The organism is Desulfoluna butyratoxydans, from assembly GCF_900699765.1.
GTDB lineage: Bacteria > Desulfobacterota > Desulfobacteria > Desulfobacterales > Desulfolunaceae > Desulfoluna > Desulfoluna butyratoxydans.
The window spans coordinates 38,190-53,349 of sequence record NZ_CAADHO010000004.1 but is presented as its reverse complement, the minus strand read 5'-3'; the positions used below and the strand labels follow the sequence as shown (position 1 = coordinate 53,349).

At 59.7% G+C, this 15,160-nt stretch carries 12 protein-coding genes; 4 read left to right on the top strand and 8 right to left on the bottom strand.

The window, feature by feature from the left end:
- Positions 1 to 180: 180 nt before the first annotated feature.
- Positions 181 to 762: a phosphonate metabolism protein/1,5-bisphosphokinase (PRPP-forming) PhnN gene (gene phnN, locus MSL71_RS12460; protein WP_180140787.1), complete on the bottom strand. Its 582-nt coding sequence runs from the start codon at positions 760 to 762 to the stop codon at positions 181 to 183.
- A 258-nt stretch (positions 763 to 1,020) separates the two neighbouring features.
- Between phnN and MSL71_RS12455 the strand changes: the two genes are divergently transcribed.
- From MSL71_RS12455 to MSL71_RS12440, 4 genes are all read left to right on the top strand, one after another.
- Positions 1,021 to 2,238 (top strand): amidohydrolase family protein, encoded by a 1,218-nt coding sequence (locus MSL71_RS12455; protein WP_180140785.1) that lies wholly within the window; start codon positions 1,021 to 1,023, stop codon positions 2,236 to 2,238.
- Positions 2,239 to 2,691: 453 nt separating this feature from the next.
- The gene (locus tag MSL71_RS12450; protein WP_180140783.1) at positions 2,692 to 3,885 is read left to right on the top strand and encodes a quaternary amine ABC transporter ATP-binding protein; all 1,194 of its coding nucleotides are present in this window, start codon (positions 2,692 to 2,694) and stop codon (positions 3,883 to 3,885) included.
- The gene (locus MSL71_RS12445) at positions 3,878 to 4,741 is read left to right on the top strand and encodes an ABC transporter permease (protein ID WP_246317784.1); all 864 of its coding nucleotides are present in this window, start codon (positions 3,878 to 3,880) and stop codon (positions 4,739 to 4,741) included. The genes MSL71_RS12450 and MSL71_RS12445 overlap by 8 nt, the downstream gene beginning before the upstream one ends.
- A complete protein-coding gene (locus MSL71_RS12440) occupies positions 4,738 to 5,586 on the top strand; it encodes a glycine betaine ABC transporter substrate-binding protein (RefSeq protein ID WP_180140781.1) in 849 nt (282 codons plus the stop codon). The genes MSL71_RS12445 and MSL71_RS12440 overlap by 4 nt, the downstream gene beginning before the upstream one ends.
- Positions 5,587 to 5,823: 237 nt before the next feature.
- Here the strand turns inward: MSL71_RS12440 and MSL71_RS12435 are convergent, their stop codons facing one another.
- The 7 genes from MSL71_RS12435 to MSL71_RS12405 all read right to left on the bottom strand — a co-directional run bounded on the left by MSL71_RS12435 (position 5,824) and on the right by MSL71_RS12405 (position 15,064).
- On the bottom strand, positions 5,824 to 6,690 hold the full coding sequence (locus MSL71_RS12435) for a DMT family transporter (protein WP_180140778.1): 867 nt from the start codon (positions 6,688 to 6,690) through the stop codon (positions 5,824 to 5,826).
- A 190-nt stretch (positions 6,691 to 6,880) separates the two neighbouring features.
- A complete protein-coding gene (locus tag MSL71_RS12430; RefSeq protein WP_180140776.1) occupies positions 6,881 to 7,684 on the bottom strand; it encodes a helix-turn-helix domain-containing protein in 804 nt (267 codons plus the stop codon).
- Between the two features lie 47 nt (positions 7,685 to 7,731).
- Positions 7,732 to 8,331 carry an LOG family protein gene (locus tag MSL71_RS12425; RefSeq protein ID WP_180140774.1) on the bottom strand — a complete coding sequence of 200 codons (600 nt, stop codon included), beginning with the start codon at positions 8,329 to 8,331 and terminating at the stop codon, positions 7,732 to 7,734.
- A gap of 43 nt (positions 8,332 to 8,374) precedes the next feature.
- Entirely contained in the window at positions 8,375 to 9,382 is a 1,008-nt protein-coding gene (locus tag MSL71_RS12420) for a diguanylate cyclase (RefSeq protein ID WP_180140772.1), read from the bottom strand.
- Positions 9,383 to 9,473: 91 nt separating this feature from the next.
- Positions 9,474 to 10,037: a chemotaxis protein CheB gene (locus tag MSL71_RS12415; RefSeq protein ID WP_218951018.1), complete on the bottom strand. Its 564-nt coding sequence runs from the start codon at positions 10,035 to 10,037 to the stop codon at positions 9,474 to 9,476.
- 37 nt (positions 10,038 to 10,074) lie between these two features.
- The gene (locus tag MSL71_RS12410) at positions 10,075 to 10,923 is read right to left on the bottom strand and encodes a CheR family methyltransferase (protein WP_180140768.1); all 849 of its coding nucleotides are present in this window, start codon (positions 10,921 to 10,923) and stop codon (positions 10,075 to 10,077) included.
- A gap of 1 nt (position 10,924) precedes the next feature.
- On the bottom strand, positions 10,925 to 15,064 hold the full coding sequence (locus MSL71_RS12405) for a response regulator (RefSeq protein WP_180140766.1): 4,140 nt from the start codon (positions 15,062 to 15,064) through the stop codon (positions 10,925 to 10,927).
- Between the last annotated feature and the right edge of the window lie 96 nt (positions 15,065 to 15,160).

The window sequence follows — 15,160 nt, the reverse complement described above, 5'->3', positions numbered from 1 at the left end:
GGAAGATAGAGGGGAAATGTTGGGAAATGACCGCGAAACGGTTAGCACTGTGTTAAACGGAATATCGCCGTGGGGACGTGGGGATCTATCAAGGTGGGGGTCGGAAAAAAAGCTGTCACTGTTCAGCTCAACATTGCCTCCGGCGATCCTGCCGGAGGCAAGCTGAAGCGTTACAAAAGGCTATGCCCTTATCTGATGACGGCATCCGGGCACAAAGTGGGTGAGGAGATCGATGAAGTGTGAGACCGAGGTCTCTAAGGAGTCGTTGTTGCAGAGGGTGCACAGGTTGGGATGCCGCACCGGGGCAAGGGTGTCCGAGTGGCTGAGCCTGGCTTCGATCTGGGCTTCGGTCTCCCGGTTTCTGCGCAGGAGCCTTTTTTTGAGGATCTCGCGATCCGCCTCGATGTGGATCACCACCATCTCGGGATAGCGTCGGGCAGCCTCTCCAAGGTAGCCCCGGGAGCCATTAACCACCACACTCACGCCACGATGAAGCCAGCCGTCGATTTCAGCGCCGATACCGTAGCCGTTGCCGTGGCTCTCCCAGGACATGGCAAACAGCCCGAGCTCTTGTCTCTGGCAGAACTCTTCACGGGACAGGGCCACATGATTCTCGCCCCCCGCATCCGCAGGGCGGGTGATGTACCGGTGGGCAAACAGCACCGGTGCCGAGCCGTTGAGTTGAGAGCGTGCCTCGGTGCACAGGGTATCTTTTCCGGCGCCCGACGCGCCGGTAACGTAAAAAAGTGTTCCGTTTTCCATGGGAAGGTATCCTCTGTTCGGGGTCAAGGCCCGCATGAACGGACCGGTATCTGCATGGATCAGCATGGGCTCCCATGGTGAGGTTTATATTACAATCGGGTGATAAAATCATGTTGCAATGGGCTCATTCGTTTCAATCGTCCCTCAACGGATGTATAATTCGGCACGACCTGCCCGGACGGGCCATGGCAGCCATCACTGTTCAGCCCGCCTTCGGCCTGGCAGAAAACCCAACACACCAAATGGAAAAAAGAGACCATGACGCATATCATCAAGGCCACCCTCCTCTTTGACGGCAACGGAGGCGCCTCCACCGACCGGTACATCACCATTGAAAACGACCGCATCGCAAGCATCTCTGAAACCGCCCCCCGCTGGGACTCCGAAGGCATCGTGACCCCGGCCTTCATCGATCCCCACTCCCACATCGGCATGGAGCGGGAAGGGGAACCCTCCCGGGAGGGAGAGGCCAACGACGAGATCGGCCAGATCCTGCCCCTGGTGGACCCGGTGGACAGCCTCTACTTCGACGACCGCGCTTTCTCCGATGCCGTGGACTTCGGGGTCCTCTACAGCTGCGTGGTGCCTGGAAGCGGCAACCTCATCGGCGGCAAGGCCAGGGTGATCCGAAACTTTGCCCGCTACCGGGACGAGGCCGTGATCAAAGACTACGGCTACAAGATGGCCCTGGGCTACAACCCCCGCTCCACCACAGCCTGGAAAGGGGATCGCCCCACCACCCGCATGGGGATCTACGCCATGCTCGAAAAGCGCTTTGACGAGGTGCTCCTTAAAAAGGAGAAGGCCGCCCTTGCAAAGGAGAAAAAACTCAACGAACTCTCGGACAAGCAGGCCAAGGGCGAGATCAACGAGACCGACCACGCCTTTGAGGCCGATGTCATCGAACGCGAATACCTCCTCTCCTTCGATCCCGAAGACAGCGCCCTGCTGGAGCTTCTCAGCGGCGAAAAAATCGCAAAAGTCCACGTGCACAAGGAAGACGACATTCTCTACCTCATCAAGCTCGTGGAAAAATACGGTCTCTCCGTCACCTGCGATCATGCCTGCGATGTCTTCCACACCGAGATCTTCAACAAGCTCGCCGAACGGGAGATCCCCGTGGTTTACGGCCCCATCGGCTCCGTGGGCTACAAGGTGGAGCTCAAGCACGCCGTTTACAAAAACACGGCCAAACTCATGGCCTCCGAAGCCTTTTACACCCTCATGAGCGACCACCCGGTGACCCTTTCAGCCTCCCTCCGGGACGGGCTGAAGTTTTTCCTGATGCACGGCATGGACGAAGCCGAGGCCATCAGCCTTATCACCGGAAAAAGCGCGGCCGTTCTGGGCATCGACGACCAGCTCGGCACCATCGAAGAGGGGAAACTCGCCAGCCTCCTGGTCTGGGAAAAGCACCCCTTCCATTTAGGAGCGGTTCCTTCCGAGGTGTTTGCGGAAGGGAAAAAAATCAGATAGAAAGCCCCGCCTCCCTTGCCCCGGGTTGCCCCTTCTCCATGCAGCCCGGGGCCCTTTCCCTGCCGCGAAACACCCCGCCCCCACCAGGTTGTCAGCAATATTTTACACGCCATACCACCCGAACATTAGACATCATGAACCTCCCAACACACTATGCTGCGGCATCGGAAAAATCTGCCAAAATACCCCATGACACAAACTAATTTCCAGACCTTCTCCAATTCCGACCAACCCCGGAACCATCAATAATAAATTGAAATAAAAATCGATTTAAAAGATGATCATTGTCTTTTTTTGGGAACATACGGAAAAAATTATAACAACTCAAAATATCTTTTAATCACACCTGAGCCACGCACCATTGCTCTTACAAAAACCGTTGAAGCAATTTGACACATGCAGTTGTCGCCTCTATGGTAGGCATCGTTTTGAACACAATCGAGGGTGAACCACATGACAAAAATTGAAGTGAGGGACCTGGTCAAAATTTTCGGCCCCTCCCCGCGACGGGCATTGTCCATGCTCCGGGACGGGTCAGATAAAGAAGAGATATTGGAAAAAACCGGCCACGGTGTCGGCGTGGGCGGGGTGACCTTCGACGTCAAGGCCGGAGAGATCATCGTCATCATGGGTCTTTCAGGGAGCGGAAAGTCCACCCTGGTGCGCTGCCTGAACCGGCTCATCGAGCCCACGGCGGGGTCCATCCTCGTGGACGGGGTCGACATCGCCATGGTAAGCCACGGGGAACTCCTGGATATCCGGCAGAAAAAATTCGGCATGGTCTTCCAGAACTTTGCTCTGTTTCCCCACCGCACCGTGGCGGAAAACGCCGCCTTCGGGCTTGAAATCCAGGGAGTGGAACGGGAGGCCAGACTGGAGAAGGCCCACGAAGTCCTGGGCCAGGTGGGCCTGTCCGGCTGGGAGCAGAGCTACCCGGACCAGCTCTCCGGCGGCATGCAGCAGCGGGTGGGCCTTGCCCGCGCCCTGGCCGTGGACCCGGATATCCTGCTCATGGACGAAGCCTTCAGCGCTCTGGACCCCCTCATCCGAAGGGACATGCAGGACGAGCTCCTGGACCTTCAGGACCGGCTCCAGAAGACCATCGTCTTCATCAGCCACGACTTGGACGAAGCCTTGAAAATCGGCGATCGCATCGTGCTCATGAAAGACGGCAAGGTGGTCCAGGTGGGCACACCGGACGAAATCCTCATGGAACCGGCCACCCGTTACGTGGAAAAATTCGTGGAAGACGTGGACATCTCCAAGGTCCTCACGGCCGAATCCGTGATGAAGCGCCCCTTTGCCGTAGGCCATGTGCGCAACGACGGGCCCAGAGCAGCCCTGCGCAAGATGAAAAACGAAGGGATTTCCAGCCTCTTCGTCACCAAGCGGGACCACTCCCTTCTGGGGATCATCTCGGCGGCCGACGCCAAAGAAGCCGCAGAGCGAGGCGACGACAACCTGGAGACCATTTTGCAGCGGGACGTCACCACAGTCCCCCCGGAGACCCCGGCCTCCGAGCTGTTCGAGATCCTCAAGGATCTCCCCTACCCCCTGGCCGTGGTCACGGAGACCCGGAAACTGGAGGGCGTCATTGTCCGCGGGACCCTGCTGGCCGCCCTGGCCGAAGGAGGACGAAGTGCTTGACCTGGACATCCCGAGGCTCCCCATCGGAAAGGCCATCGAAGCTGTCATCGATTTTCTCGTGGCCCATTGCTCCGGTGCCACCAACGTTTTCTCGGATATCATGGAGGCGTTCATCGACTTCATGGTGGACGGCATGCTCTTTTTACCCCCATGGCTCTTTATCCTGGGAATCGGGGCCCTGGCCTTTGCCATCACACGCAAGGCATCGGTGTCGGCCCTGGCCATCCTGGGGCTGTTCCTCATCGTGAATATGGGCCTGTGGAAGGCCACGGTGAGCACCCTGGCCCTGGTGCTCATCGCCACCCTGGTCTCCATCCTCATCGCCATCCCAACGGGCATCCTGGCGGCCTTGAACCGCACCGCCTATCGCATGGTCATGCCCGTTCTGGACTTTATGCAGACCATGCCGGCCTTCGTCTACCTGATCCCAGCCATCCCCTTTTTCGGGCTGGGCAAGGTGTCGGCCATCTTCTCCACCGTGATCTTCTCGGTGCCACCGGCCATCCGCCTCACCTGCCTCGGCATCCGCCAGGTACCGGCAGAGCTCATCGAAGCAGCGGACGCCTTTGGCTCCTCACCGCGCCAGAAGCTCTTCAAGATCCAGCTCCCCCTGGCCACCCCCACCATCATGGCCGGGGTGAACCAGACGGTGATGCTGGCCCTCTCCATGGTGGTTGTGGCCGCCATGATCGGGGCCAAGGGCTTGGGGGGCGAGGTATGGAAAGCCATCCAGCGGCTCCAGCCCGGCAAGGGCTTTGAAGCCGGAATCGGAATTGTCATCGTTGCCATGCTCCTGGACCGCATACTTCAGCAGCTGGGAGCCAAGAATGGAAAACCTGAAGGAGGAAATGCATGATTCGCCGTATCGCGTCCCTTTGTCTCGCCCTGGCTGTTGCCGCTCTCATCGCAACCCCGGCCGCGGCCAAGGAAAAAATCAAAATCGTTTACGTGGAGTGGGCCTGTGCCACGGCCAGCTCCAACGTCATGAAAGCCGTCATCGAAGAGAACCTGGGCTACGACGTGGAACTCACCCCCGTCTCGGCCCCGGCCATGTACGCGGCCCTGGCCTCAGGAGACCAGGACGCCCTGACCACCTCGTGGCTCCCCGTAACCCACGGTGACATGGTCAAACGCTATCAAGGGAAAATCGAAGACCTCGGCCCCAACTTCCACGGAGCCCGCATCGGCCTCATTGTCCCCACCTACGTGACCATCGACACGGTTGCCGAGCTCAACACCAACGCCAAGGCCTTTGACGGAGAGATCATCGGCATCGACCCCGGTGCCGGGGTGATGCTCAAGACCGAAGAGGCCATGGACCACTACGGCCTGGACAAGATCGAGCTGGTCTCCTCCAGCGGCGCGGGCATGACCGCCACCCTGGCCAACCGGTACCGCCAGAAAAAATGGATCGCCGTCACCGGCTGGGTGCCCCACTGGAAGTTTGCCAAGTTCGACCTCAAGTTCCTTGAAGACCCGGACAAGGTCTACGGCGAGGCCGAAACCATCAACACCTTTGCCCGCAAGGGGCTCAAGGCCGACCACCCCAAGGTCTACCACGTGCTGGACGCCTTCTCCTGGACCGCCGCCGAGATCGGAGAGGTGATGGCCATGAACACCGTGGACGGCTCCGACGTCTATGAAAACGCAAAAAAATGGGTCGCCGCCCACCCGGATCGGGTCAAGAGCTGGTTGCCGTAACGAATCCAAGAAAAGCGGCATCTGTTCCGCTGCTTTCACGGTTGGCTTTTAGCCATGAAATCCTTTCGATACAGAAGGCATTTGGCTAAAAACACACCGTTGCTCACGGGCACAGCCCGTCAGCAAATGAGACGGCCCTGAAGAATGAAGCTGAAAAGCCCGCCCAGTGGTTTCTGGAAACCATGGACGGGCTTTTGTTTTTTTCCTGACGTCACCATCCCTGCTCTGTCGTGCCACCTATGCCTTGCCCGAGTCCTTCCCCAAAGCCGCCTTCCCAAGCACGGACGCCGCGATGATCACCCCCATGCCCAGAAGCACCTGCCCCGACACCCTCTGCCCGTGGATAAACGCCACCAGAAACACAGCCAGGGGCGGCGTAAGGTAGCTTAAAAACCCAATCACGGAAAGATTCCCCGTTGCCACGGCCCGGTTCCACAGGAAAAAGGAGAGCCCTAAAGGCACAAGGCCCAGGTAAACCGCGGAGGCCAGGGCACGGCCACCCGGAAACGGATGAGGGCCGGTAACGAGAAAAAAAGCCGCAGAGATCACGGCTGCATACACCGTAAAGGCGGTCATGGGATTCTCCCGGGTATTCAGCCGGGGCAGGGCCACGGAAAAACTGCTCCAGATCAACCCGCAGAGCAGGGCCTGGAGGTAGCCTTTCATGTAAGCGGTATCAAAGGAAAGGGCCGCGTTGGAAGAGATCACAAGCCCTGCCCCCACCATGCCCATGAGTGCCGTGGCAAAAATGCTCCCTTTGAGTTTCTTAAAGACCAGTACCGAGGAGAAGACCACGATCCAGAAGGACCATGTGGTGGCCAGGATGGCGGCTTCGGCCAGCGGGGCGTTGTCCATGGCCATGTAGTAAACCCAATGGTAGCCGAAGATCCCGGCCACGCCCCAGAGGCTGGCGGTAAGCCCCGGCAGGTAAAGCCGCACAGAGCGGGTCCTCACCACATCCTGAACATAGAGATAGAGAGCCGCCGACGTAAAGCTGTAGAACAGAAGAGACTCGGTGGGCAGGCCGTCAAGGCCCGCCCCCACGGCAGCCGGAAGACTCGCCCAGCATAAAATCGCCCCAAGGGCGTACAGATAAGGAACCACAACCACACTCCCGGACGCGGCGTGCGCGCCTTTAAAAGGTTTTCATCTGAACCGGTTCGAACCGGTATCATCCATGGGAGACGAGGGTAGCCCAACGGGGTGCGGCTATCTTGAACAAAATTGACATGAGATAAGGGGGGCGAAGGGTTAAAGGCTAAGGGCTAAAGGCGAAGGCAGGGGGATGGGGGAATCAGGATGAGCGCTGGTAGGCACCGGGAGGGAGACCGTACCGGGACCGGAAGGCACGGGTGAGGTGGCTCTGATCGGAAAAGCCGGAGGCCAGGGCGCTGTTGGCGATGGACTCTCCCTGTTCCAGCATGCGGCGGGCGTTTTCCAGGCGAAGCTGGGTCAGGTAGGCATGGGGCGTCATGCCCAGGGTTTTCCGGAAAAGACGGATCAGATGGTAGGGGGTGCACCCGGCATGCCCGGCAAGGGTCTCCAAGGTCAGGGGCGTATCAAGATTCTCCCGGAGGCAGTCCAGGACCCGGTCGATACGGACATCTCGTTTCTCCGGTGCCTTCGGCAAAGCCCCCAGCCGGCCGTGGCGCCTTAAGAGGTCGCCGAAAACCCGTGTGACACGGGTGGAGAGCTCCAAACCGGGCACATCGCCGAGCATCATCTCATGGAGCCGAGCCAGGTCTGTCCAGAGGGACCTGTCGGTTATGGGTCCCCGGGCCAGGCCAAGCCCCTCGGCACCGGAGAGACCGAGCTGTTCACCCATGGACTGAAACACCCCGGCCTCCACGTAAAAGCTGCGCAGGTGCCGGGCCGTCTCCGAGCAGGGGCGGTTGCCATGAACCGCCCCGGGCTCAATAACGCTTATGCTGCCCGGGGCCAGGATGTCCGTGGAGCCGCCCAGGCTGTAGTGCTCGCCCCCGGCCGTGTTCAGCCACACCACATACCGGTCGTGGATATGGGGCCGGAACTCAAAGGGGTCGGTGCAGGAGAGCACCTTGAGGCCCGGGATGCGTTCCGGTCTGTAGACCATGGCCATGGCAAGGTGCTCCTTTGCAAGGCGTGGGTTGGCTCACAGACAAGGCATCAGGCGTGGCTGTTTGCGGTGAGCTCCTTGGCCCACTTGCCTTTGTCCGACTCAACCGGGGTAAAGGCCCTCAGCCGTGAGATGAGGCCATCGGGCTTTTCATCCATGAGGACGATGTTGCTGTAGTCGGCTTCGATGAACGACTGGTCGGCCATGTGGTTGAAAAAGGCCATGAGCTTGTCGTAGTAGGTATCCACATTGAGAAAACCGCAGGGCTTTTTGTGGATGCCCAGCTGGGACCAGGTGATGATCTCGAAGATCTCCTCCATGGTACCGAACCCGCCGGGAAGCGCGATGAACCCGTCGGAAAGCTCGGCCATGAGGCCCTTGCGTTCATGCATGGTATCCACCACCCGCAGGTCATCCAGATCGGTGAGGGCCACTTCCATGTCCACCAGGTGACGGGTGATGACCCCGGTGACCTTGCCGCCGTACTCCTTGACGGTCTTTGCGAGGGTCCCCATCATGCCCAGGCTGCCGCCTCCGTACACCAGGCGGATGTCGTTGGCGGCCATGGTTTTTCCAAGTTCCCGCGCCCCTTCGAGGTAGGCGGGATTGGAGCCGGGGCTTGCCCCGCAGAACACACAGATATTTTTCATGTTTGCTTCCTTATTGCATTGAATCAGCAACGACCGCGGACGGTCATGCCACGTTCAGGACCGACGAACCCATGCACCAGCGGTTCCGGCCCTTCTCCTTGGCCCGGTACAGGCCGTCGTCGGCGGCCTCGAAAAGGTCCCGCTGGATCCCCTTTTGATGGGGAACCATGGTGGCCACGCCGATGCTTGTGGTGACATACCCTGCGACAGAGGAGCGCTTGTGGGGAATGGCAAGGTCGGACACGGCCCCGAGAAGCCGCTCGGCCACATGCACGGCCCCTTCTGCCTCGGTCTCGGGCAAAAGCACGGCGAACTCCTCACCGCCGACCCGCGCCACCTTGTCCGTATGCCTCCTGGCCGCATCGGAGATGGCCATGGCCACTTTTTTCAGGCAGTCGTCCCCCTGGGCATGCCCGCAGGTGTCGTTGTAGGCTTTAAAAAAATCGATATCCAGCATCACCAGGGAGAGGGGCGCCTGGGTCCTGATCCCCCGGATCCACTCCCGTTCGAAGATAACCTCAAACTCCCGTTTGTTGAGGAGCCCGGTGAGGCCGTCCGTGGTGGAGAGCAGGCGAAGCTGCTCGTTGGTCTCTTCAAGCTGCTGTTGCAGTTCTTCAAGCTCCACCAGCTTTCGGTCGAGTTCCCGGGTCTTTTTGCTCAGGGCATCCTTGTGGCGGAACAGTTCGATGAAGACCCCCACCTTGCTCTTGAAGACCCGCTCGTCCAGGGGTTTAAACAGGTAATCCACGGCCCCGCTTTCGTACCCTTTGAACACCTGGGCATCCGCCCGAAACGCCGCAGTGATGAAGATGATGGGGATGTGCTTTGTCTTTTTGTTTCCGCGCATCAGCTCCGCCACTTCATAGCCGTCCATGCCGGGCATCTGGACGTCGAGGAGAACCAGAGCAAAATCGTGGTCCAGGGTTAGCCCCAGGGCCTCCATGCCGGAGGTGGCCCGGACAAGCTCGATATCCGGCTCATCCAGAAGGCTTTCCAGGGTCAGGAGGTTCTCCGGACGATCATCAACGATCAGTATCTTGGCAATTCCCATGACAAACCTTTGTGGTATTGATGGAACATAAACGATCAACAGCCCTATTCAGAAAGCCCCCGCACACCACGACGGGATGCTTCATCTTCTGTCAGGCCAGTGTTTTCAAAAAAGGACCGATGCGCTCCAAGGGAAGCACATGGTCCGGGGTCACCGCCTTGATGGCGGCCCTGGGCATGGCATCTGCCGCGGCGGTCTCGGGGTCCTGCACCACCACCAGGCCGCCCAGTGCCTTGACTCTCGCAACACCGGCCGCGCCGTCGGAGTTGGCGCCGGTGAGGACCACCCCCACCAGCCCCTGGCAGAACACCTCGGCCGCCGTCTCAAACAGCACATCCACCGACGGCCGCGAGAAGTTTACCCGCTCCTCGGTGGACAGGGCAATGGTCCTGTCCGCCTCCACCATAAGGTGATAGTTGGGAGGCGCCACATAGACAGTCCCCGGCTTCAGGGGCTCTTTGTCTTCGGCCTCCTTGGCGTGCAGCGCACACCGGATGTCCAGGTGCTTCGGCAGATAGCTCTCCGTGTCCGGGCTGAGGTGCTGAACCACAAGCACCGGCAACCCGAATGATTCGTCCAAAACCGGCAGGATCGCCTCCAGAGCGGCGAGGCCTCCGGCTGAAACGCCGATGACAACAGCTTCAAATGACTTCATGCGTTTCATCCTTTGCCATGGCCTGTCTGCCGGGTTCTCACAGGGCGGACGGGCCACGCTTTTTTCGGTATATCTTTTCTCGCTCGGACACGACCTCGAACCGGTCGGCCACGTTTGAAAACCGGATACTCTCCTTGGAGCCAAGGCAGAGAAACCCGCCGGGACACAGGCTGTCGTAAAAAAGGTTCAACACCCGGTTCTGCAACTCCCGGTTAAAATAAATAAGAACGTTCCTGCAAAAGATCAGGTTCATCTCCCCGAACACCCCGTCGGTGACCAGGTTGTGGGAAGAAAAGAGCACGTGCTCCTTGAGGGACCGTTTCATGATCACGTTATCATAATCAGCGGTGTAGTAATCCGAAAAAGAGCTGTCTCCGCCAGCCTTCTGGTAATTGGCCGTGTACTCACGCACCAGGTCCATGGGGTAGATCCCCTCCTTGGCCTTTTGCAGGATCAGCTCGTTGAAATCCGTGGCGTACACCTGCACGCGGTCGCCCATGCCCTCCTCTTCCAAAAGGATGCACATGGAATAGACCTCCTGGCCCGCCGAACACCCGGCATGCCACACCTTGGCAAAGGGGTAGGTGCGAAGATGTGGAAAGACCACCTCCCTCACCCGCTTGTAGAACCACGGGTCCCGAAACATCTCCGTGACGTTGATGGAGAGGTCCAGGAGCAGGGTGTTGAAAAAGGCCTCGTCATGGATGGCCCGGTGCTGCATGTCCGAGAACGTGTCCAGGCCCTCCAGGGACCGGCGGTGCTCCAGGCGCCGCTTGGTATGGGTAAAGGCGTAGCTTCGGAAATCGTAGCCGTATTTCCGGTAGATGGCCTCAAGGAGCATCTGGATCTCAAGGCGTTCGTTTTCGATGCGTTCGGATTCATTCATATCAGTACAACCAGACCCTCAGCATGGATAGAAGTTTTTCCGCGTTCACGGGTTTGGCCAGGTAGTCGCTGGCACCGGCCTCGATGCACTTGCTCCTGTCCCCTTTCATGGCCTTGGCCGTCAGGGCGATGATGGGCAGCCTGGAGAAGGCCTTTTTCTTGCGGATCTCCGTCATGGCTTCGTAGCCGTCCATTACCGGCATCATGATGTCCATGAGGACCGCGTCCACCTTTTCCATGGCCTTGAGCTTGTCCAGGCATTCGATGCCGTTCCTGGCAATGACCACGTCCATGTTACGTTCCTCTAAAACACTGGAGAGCGCAAAAACGTTGCGCATGTCGTCGTCCACCAGCAGGATGGTCTTGCCGCTCAGCACCGCCTCCTTGTCGTGGACCATCTTGAGCATGTTGCGTTTCTCCTCCGGCAGGTTGGCTTCCACGCGATGGAGGAACAGGGCGGACTCGTCCAGGAGCCGCTCCGGAGATTTGACCCCCTTGACGATGATGCTCTCGGCGTAGCGGTTGAGCTCTTTTTCCTCATCCCGTGTCAGGTCCCGTCCCGTGTAGATGATGATGGGCACCCGGGTGGAGGTGGGGCTCAGGCGGATCTTCTCCAGCAGTTCAAAGCCCGTCATGTCTTCCAGGCCGAGGTCCAGGACCATGCAGTCGTACCCTCCCCTGTCCAGCTCTGCCAGGGCTTCCCTGCCCGAGCTCACCGCGGTGGTCTCCACATCCCCGGTGCCGATGAGGGTCTCGATGCTCTCCCGGTGGATCTTGTCGTCTTCCACCAGCAGAAGCCGGCTCACGGGCTTGGAGGCGATGTCCTCCAGTTTACTCAGGGCGTCTTCCACCTTCTCCATGCTCACCGGCTTGGTGAGGTAGCCCACCGCCCCCATGCGCATGGCATCCAGGCAACTGTCGTTGGCGGACATGAAGTGCACCGGAATGTGCCGGAGTTCGGAGTTTCCCTTGAGGCGTTCCATGACGGTCCAGCCGTCGATGCCCGGCAGGCCGATGTCCAGGATGATGGCACTGGGCTTGTAGTAATCGGCAAAATGCAGCCCGGTCTCCCCGTCTTCGGCCACCACGCACTTGAACCCCCGCTCCCGGGCAAAATCCCGCATGATCCTGGCGGAGTTGAGATCATCCTCGATGATGAGAAGGCTCTTTGCCTCCGGGGTCAGTGATTTGCGGTCATCCTCCACGTAATCGCTCTCGCAAGGAGGAGAGGCAGGGGCTGCCAGGGGGCAGTCCGGAACGCTGCAGTCGACTGACGGAGGCACCGGCGCAGGCGAAGAGACCGGCGCGCTCTCCTGACGGGCGGGTGCGGGCTCCGGGGTCGGAGACGCTTCGGCCGTGGCGGACGGGGTCGTGCCCTGATAGGCCTCGGGGAGAAGCACGGTAAAGGTGCTGCCCTTGCCCTCTTCGCTGTCCAGCAAAATCGTGCCGCCCAGCAGCTTGGCCAGCTCCCGGGAGATGGACAGGCCCAGGCCGGTGCCGCCGTACTTGCGGCTCGTGCTGCCGTCTGCCTGCTGAAAGGCCTGGAAGATAGCCACCTGCTTCTCTTTGGCGATACCGATGCCGTCATCGGTGACGGCAAAGGCGAGAACACCTTCGGGCTCCATCTCCGCCCTGGCGAGGAGATCGGGGCCGGGGCGGGACACGGTGAGGGCCACCGAGCCCCGATCGGTGAACTTGAAGGCATTGGTCAAAAGGTTCCGCAGGATCTGCTGGAGCCTCTGGGAATCTGTACGGACCATCTCCGGCACGCCCGGGGCAACGCTTAAATCCAGGGAAATCTGTTTGTCTTCGGCCACATCCTTGAACAGCCGCCGGGTATCGCCCATGAGCCCGTCCATGGTCACGTCCTCGATAACCAGCTCCACCTTGCCCGCTTCGATCTTGGAGAGATCCAGGATCTCGTTGATGAGGGCCAGAAGGTCGGCACCGGAAGCGTGGACAGCCTTGGCTGACTCCACCTGACGCTCCGAGAGGTTGCCGTCCTTGTTCTTGGAGAGCATCTGGGAAAGAATCAGAATGCTGTTCAGGGGGGTCCGAAGCTCATGGGACATGTTGGCCAGGAACTCGGACTTGTACTTGCTGGCGATCTCAAGGTCCCGGGCCTTCTGCTTGACCACCTCCTGGGCAGCCTCCAGGTCGGTGTTCTTGCATGAGATGGCCTCTTTCTGCTCCTCCAGGGCCCGGGTCCGCTCCTCCAGCTCTTCGTTGGTGACCCGCAGCTCCTCCTGCTGGGCCTGGAGTTCGGACTCGGACTCCTTCAGGGCCTTGGTCTGCTCTTCCAGCTCCTCGTTGGTGACCCGCAGCTCCTCCTGCTGAGCCTGGAGCTCTGACTCGGACTCTTTCAGGGCCTTGGCCTGCTCCTCCAGCTCTTCGTTGGACACCCGCAGGGCCTCCTGCTGCTCCTGGGCCTTTTCCAGGAGATCGTGGATTGTCTGGCGGGACTTGGCGGCGTTGAACAAAATGGCCGCGTTTTCCATATTCTGCTCGATGAACCGGCGCTGGAGTTCGGAAAAACCGCTCACCGACCCCAGAAGCAGCACACCCACCACCGCGCCTTCAAAGGAGACGGGTGCCGCGATGAAGTTGGACGGGATGGTCTCCCCCGCCCCGAAGTTCACGGCTGGGGCTCCGCTCTGCATGTCGCTGAATGCCAGGATCTCGTTTTCCATGGCTGCCTGGCCCACCATGCCCTCCCCGAGGGCGAAGCAGTTGAAATTGCCGCTGCGGTCCGTGAAGGCATAACTCGCCTTGAGTTCAAGGCCCTTGTCGGTCATGAGGTACAGGGCCCCGAGCTGGGCATCCATGTGCCGGGCCATGAAAGACGTGAAGCGACGGGCCAGCTGGCCGCTGTCGTGTTCTCCGCGCAACTTGTCGTCCAGCCCCTCTTTACCTGATTTAAGCCAGTCCAGGTTCTGGAGTTTCCGCGCCATGTTGTTCAGCGCCCTGGCCAGGGCCCCCAGCTCATCCCTCTGGTTGAGCTTGAGGGAGGCATTGAGTTCCCCGTTGGCGATGGCCTCGGCAAACCGGATGTCCGCAATGAGGGGCCGGGTGATGGCGCGGGAAAAAAACAACGCCCCGATACCGATGCAGGCAAGGAGCAGTCCGGCCACCAGGCCGATCATCCGATAGATACCCCTCACCGGTGCGGTGACCTCGTGCCTGTCGATTTTGGAGATGAGGTACCAGTCAAGGCCGGGGATATCCAGCTGATGGTAAGCAACCAAAACGGCCTGGCCGATGCTGTCCATGTAGGTATCGTGGCCGCCTTCTATCCCCCCCCGGACTGCGTCATCCCAATACTCAGGCGGGTCCTTGAGGGTAGACCCCACCACGAATTTCCCGCTACCGATGGTCTTCACATTGCTCCGCAGCTCAAAACGATCCGTTTTCACATTGATCCCGAGAAGATAGGATTCACCGGTACTACCCATCCCCTGGCGGGCATCCACAATATGCGTCACCTGCTCCGGTGAAAACTGAAAAATCAAGACCCCTTTGACGGCGTCGCTGTCGTATCGGATGGGGTGCCCCATGAACAGGGACTGAAGGCCCCCGCTGGGCTTAAAGGCGGCAAAATCAGACACAGCGGTCTTGCCGGTGGCCACAACTTCCCGCCATACCGAGGCCAGGCCGGTCTCTTTGTAGGCACCGTGGCGCAGGTTGGTGCCGAGGTCGTCTTCGCCAGCAACGGAAAAGAGGACGTCCCCCTCGTCGGCATCCACCACAAAGATATCGTGGTACCCGTAGTTGCGGGCATAGACGTCCATCATCTTGCTGTAGGGTTCCACCTGACGCCAGTAATCGGCGGACCGGCTGTCCAGCCCCACGGCCGCGCCTTTACGGGACAGGGCCCTTTGGGACTTGAGAACCGCCAGCAGCTCACGGGTCCGCTTGGACTCGGCCATAAAGGCGATGCCGGCATGACGATCCGCGAAATACTCCTCAATCTGCCCTTTTCGGATCACCTGCACCGTGCTGAGCTGATCGAAGGACTTGTCCAGAAGGGAGTCCGTGGACAGCCGGGCCCCGAAATAGCCGATGACGACCAGGGGAACGGCACCGGAAATAATAAAGAGCAGGATAAGCTTGAACCGGATCCGCATATCTGAAAAACGAAACATGTGTACTCCAAAAACCAAATAACAGGCGCCCACAGCCCCTACGTAAAACACTCACACCAGCACACGACCGGACCCCACAGGCCCCGTGCCGATACA

Bases quoted from the DNA above. Each gene is read 5' to 3' on its own strand.
- MSL71_RS12430 (WP_180140776.1), bottom strand. From the start codon at position 7,684: ATGGCCATGGTCTACAGACCGGAACGCATCCCGGGCCTCAAGGTGCTC.
- MSL71_RS12420 (WP_180140772.1), bottom strand. From the start codon at position 9,382: ATGGGAATTGCCAAGATACTGATCGTTGATGATCGTCCGGAGAACCTC.
- MSL71_RS12450 (WP_180140783.1), top strand. From the start codon at position 2,692: ATGACAAAAATTGAAGTGAGGGACCTGGTCAAAATTTTCGGCCCCTCC.
- MSL71_RS12410 (WP_180140768.1), bottom strand. From the start codon at position 10,923: ATGAATGAATCCGAACGCATCGAAAACGAACGCCTTGAGATCCAGATG.
- MSL71_RS12455 (WP_180140785.1), top strand. From the start codon at position 1,021: ATGACGCATATCATCAAGGCCACCCTCCTCTTTGACGGCAACGGAGGC.
- MSL71_RS12425 (WP_180140774.1), bottom strand. From the start codon at position 8,331: ATGAAAAATATCTGTGTGTTCTGCGGGGCAAGCCCCGGCTCCAATCCC.
- MSL71_RS12405 (WP_180140766.1), bottom strand. From the start codon at position 15,064: ATGTTTCGTTTTTCAGATATGCGGATCCGGTTCAAGCTTATCCTGCTC.
- MSL71_RS12440 (WP_180140781.1), top strand. From the start codon at position 4,738: ATGATTCGCCGTATCGCGTCCCTTTGTCTCGCCCTGGCTGTTGCCGCT.
- MSL71_RS12415 (WP_218951018.1), bottom strand. From the start codon at position 10,037: ATGAAGTCATTTGAAGCTGTTGTCATCGGCGTTTCAGCCGGAGGCCTC.
- phnN (WP_180140787.1), bottom strand. From the start codon at position 762: ATGGAAAACGGAACACTTTTTTACGTTACCGGCGCGTCGGGCGCCGGA.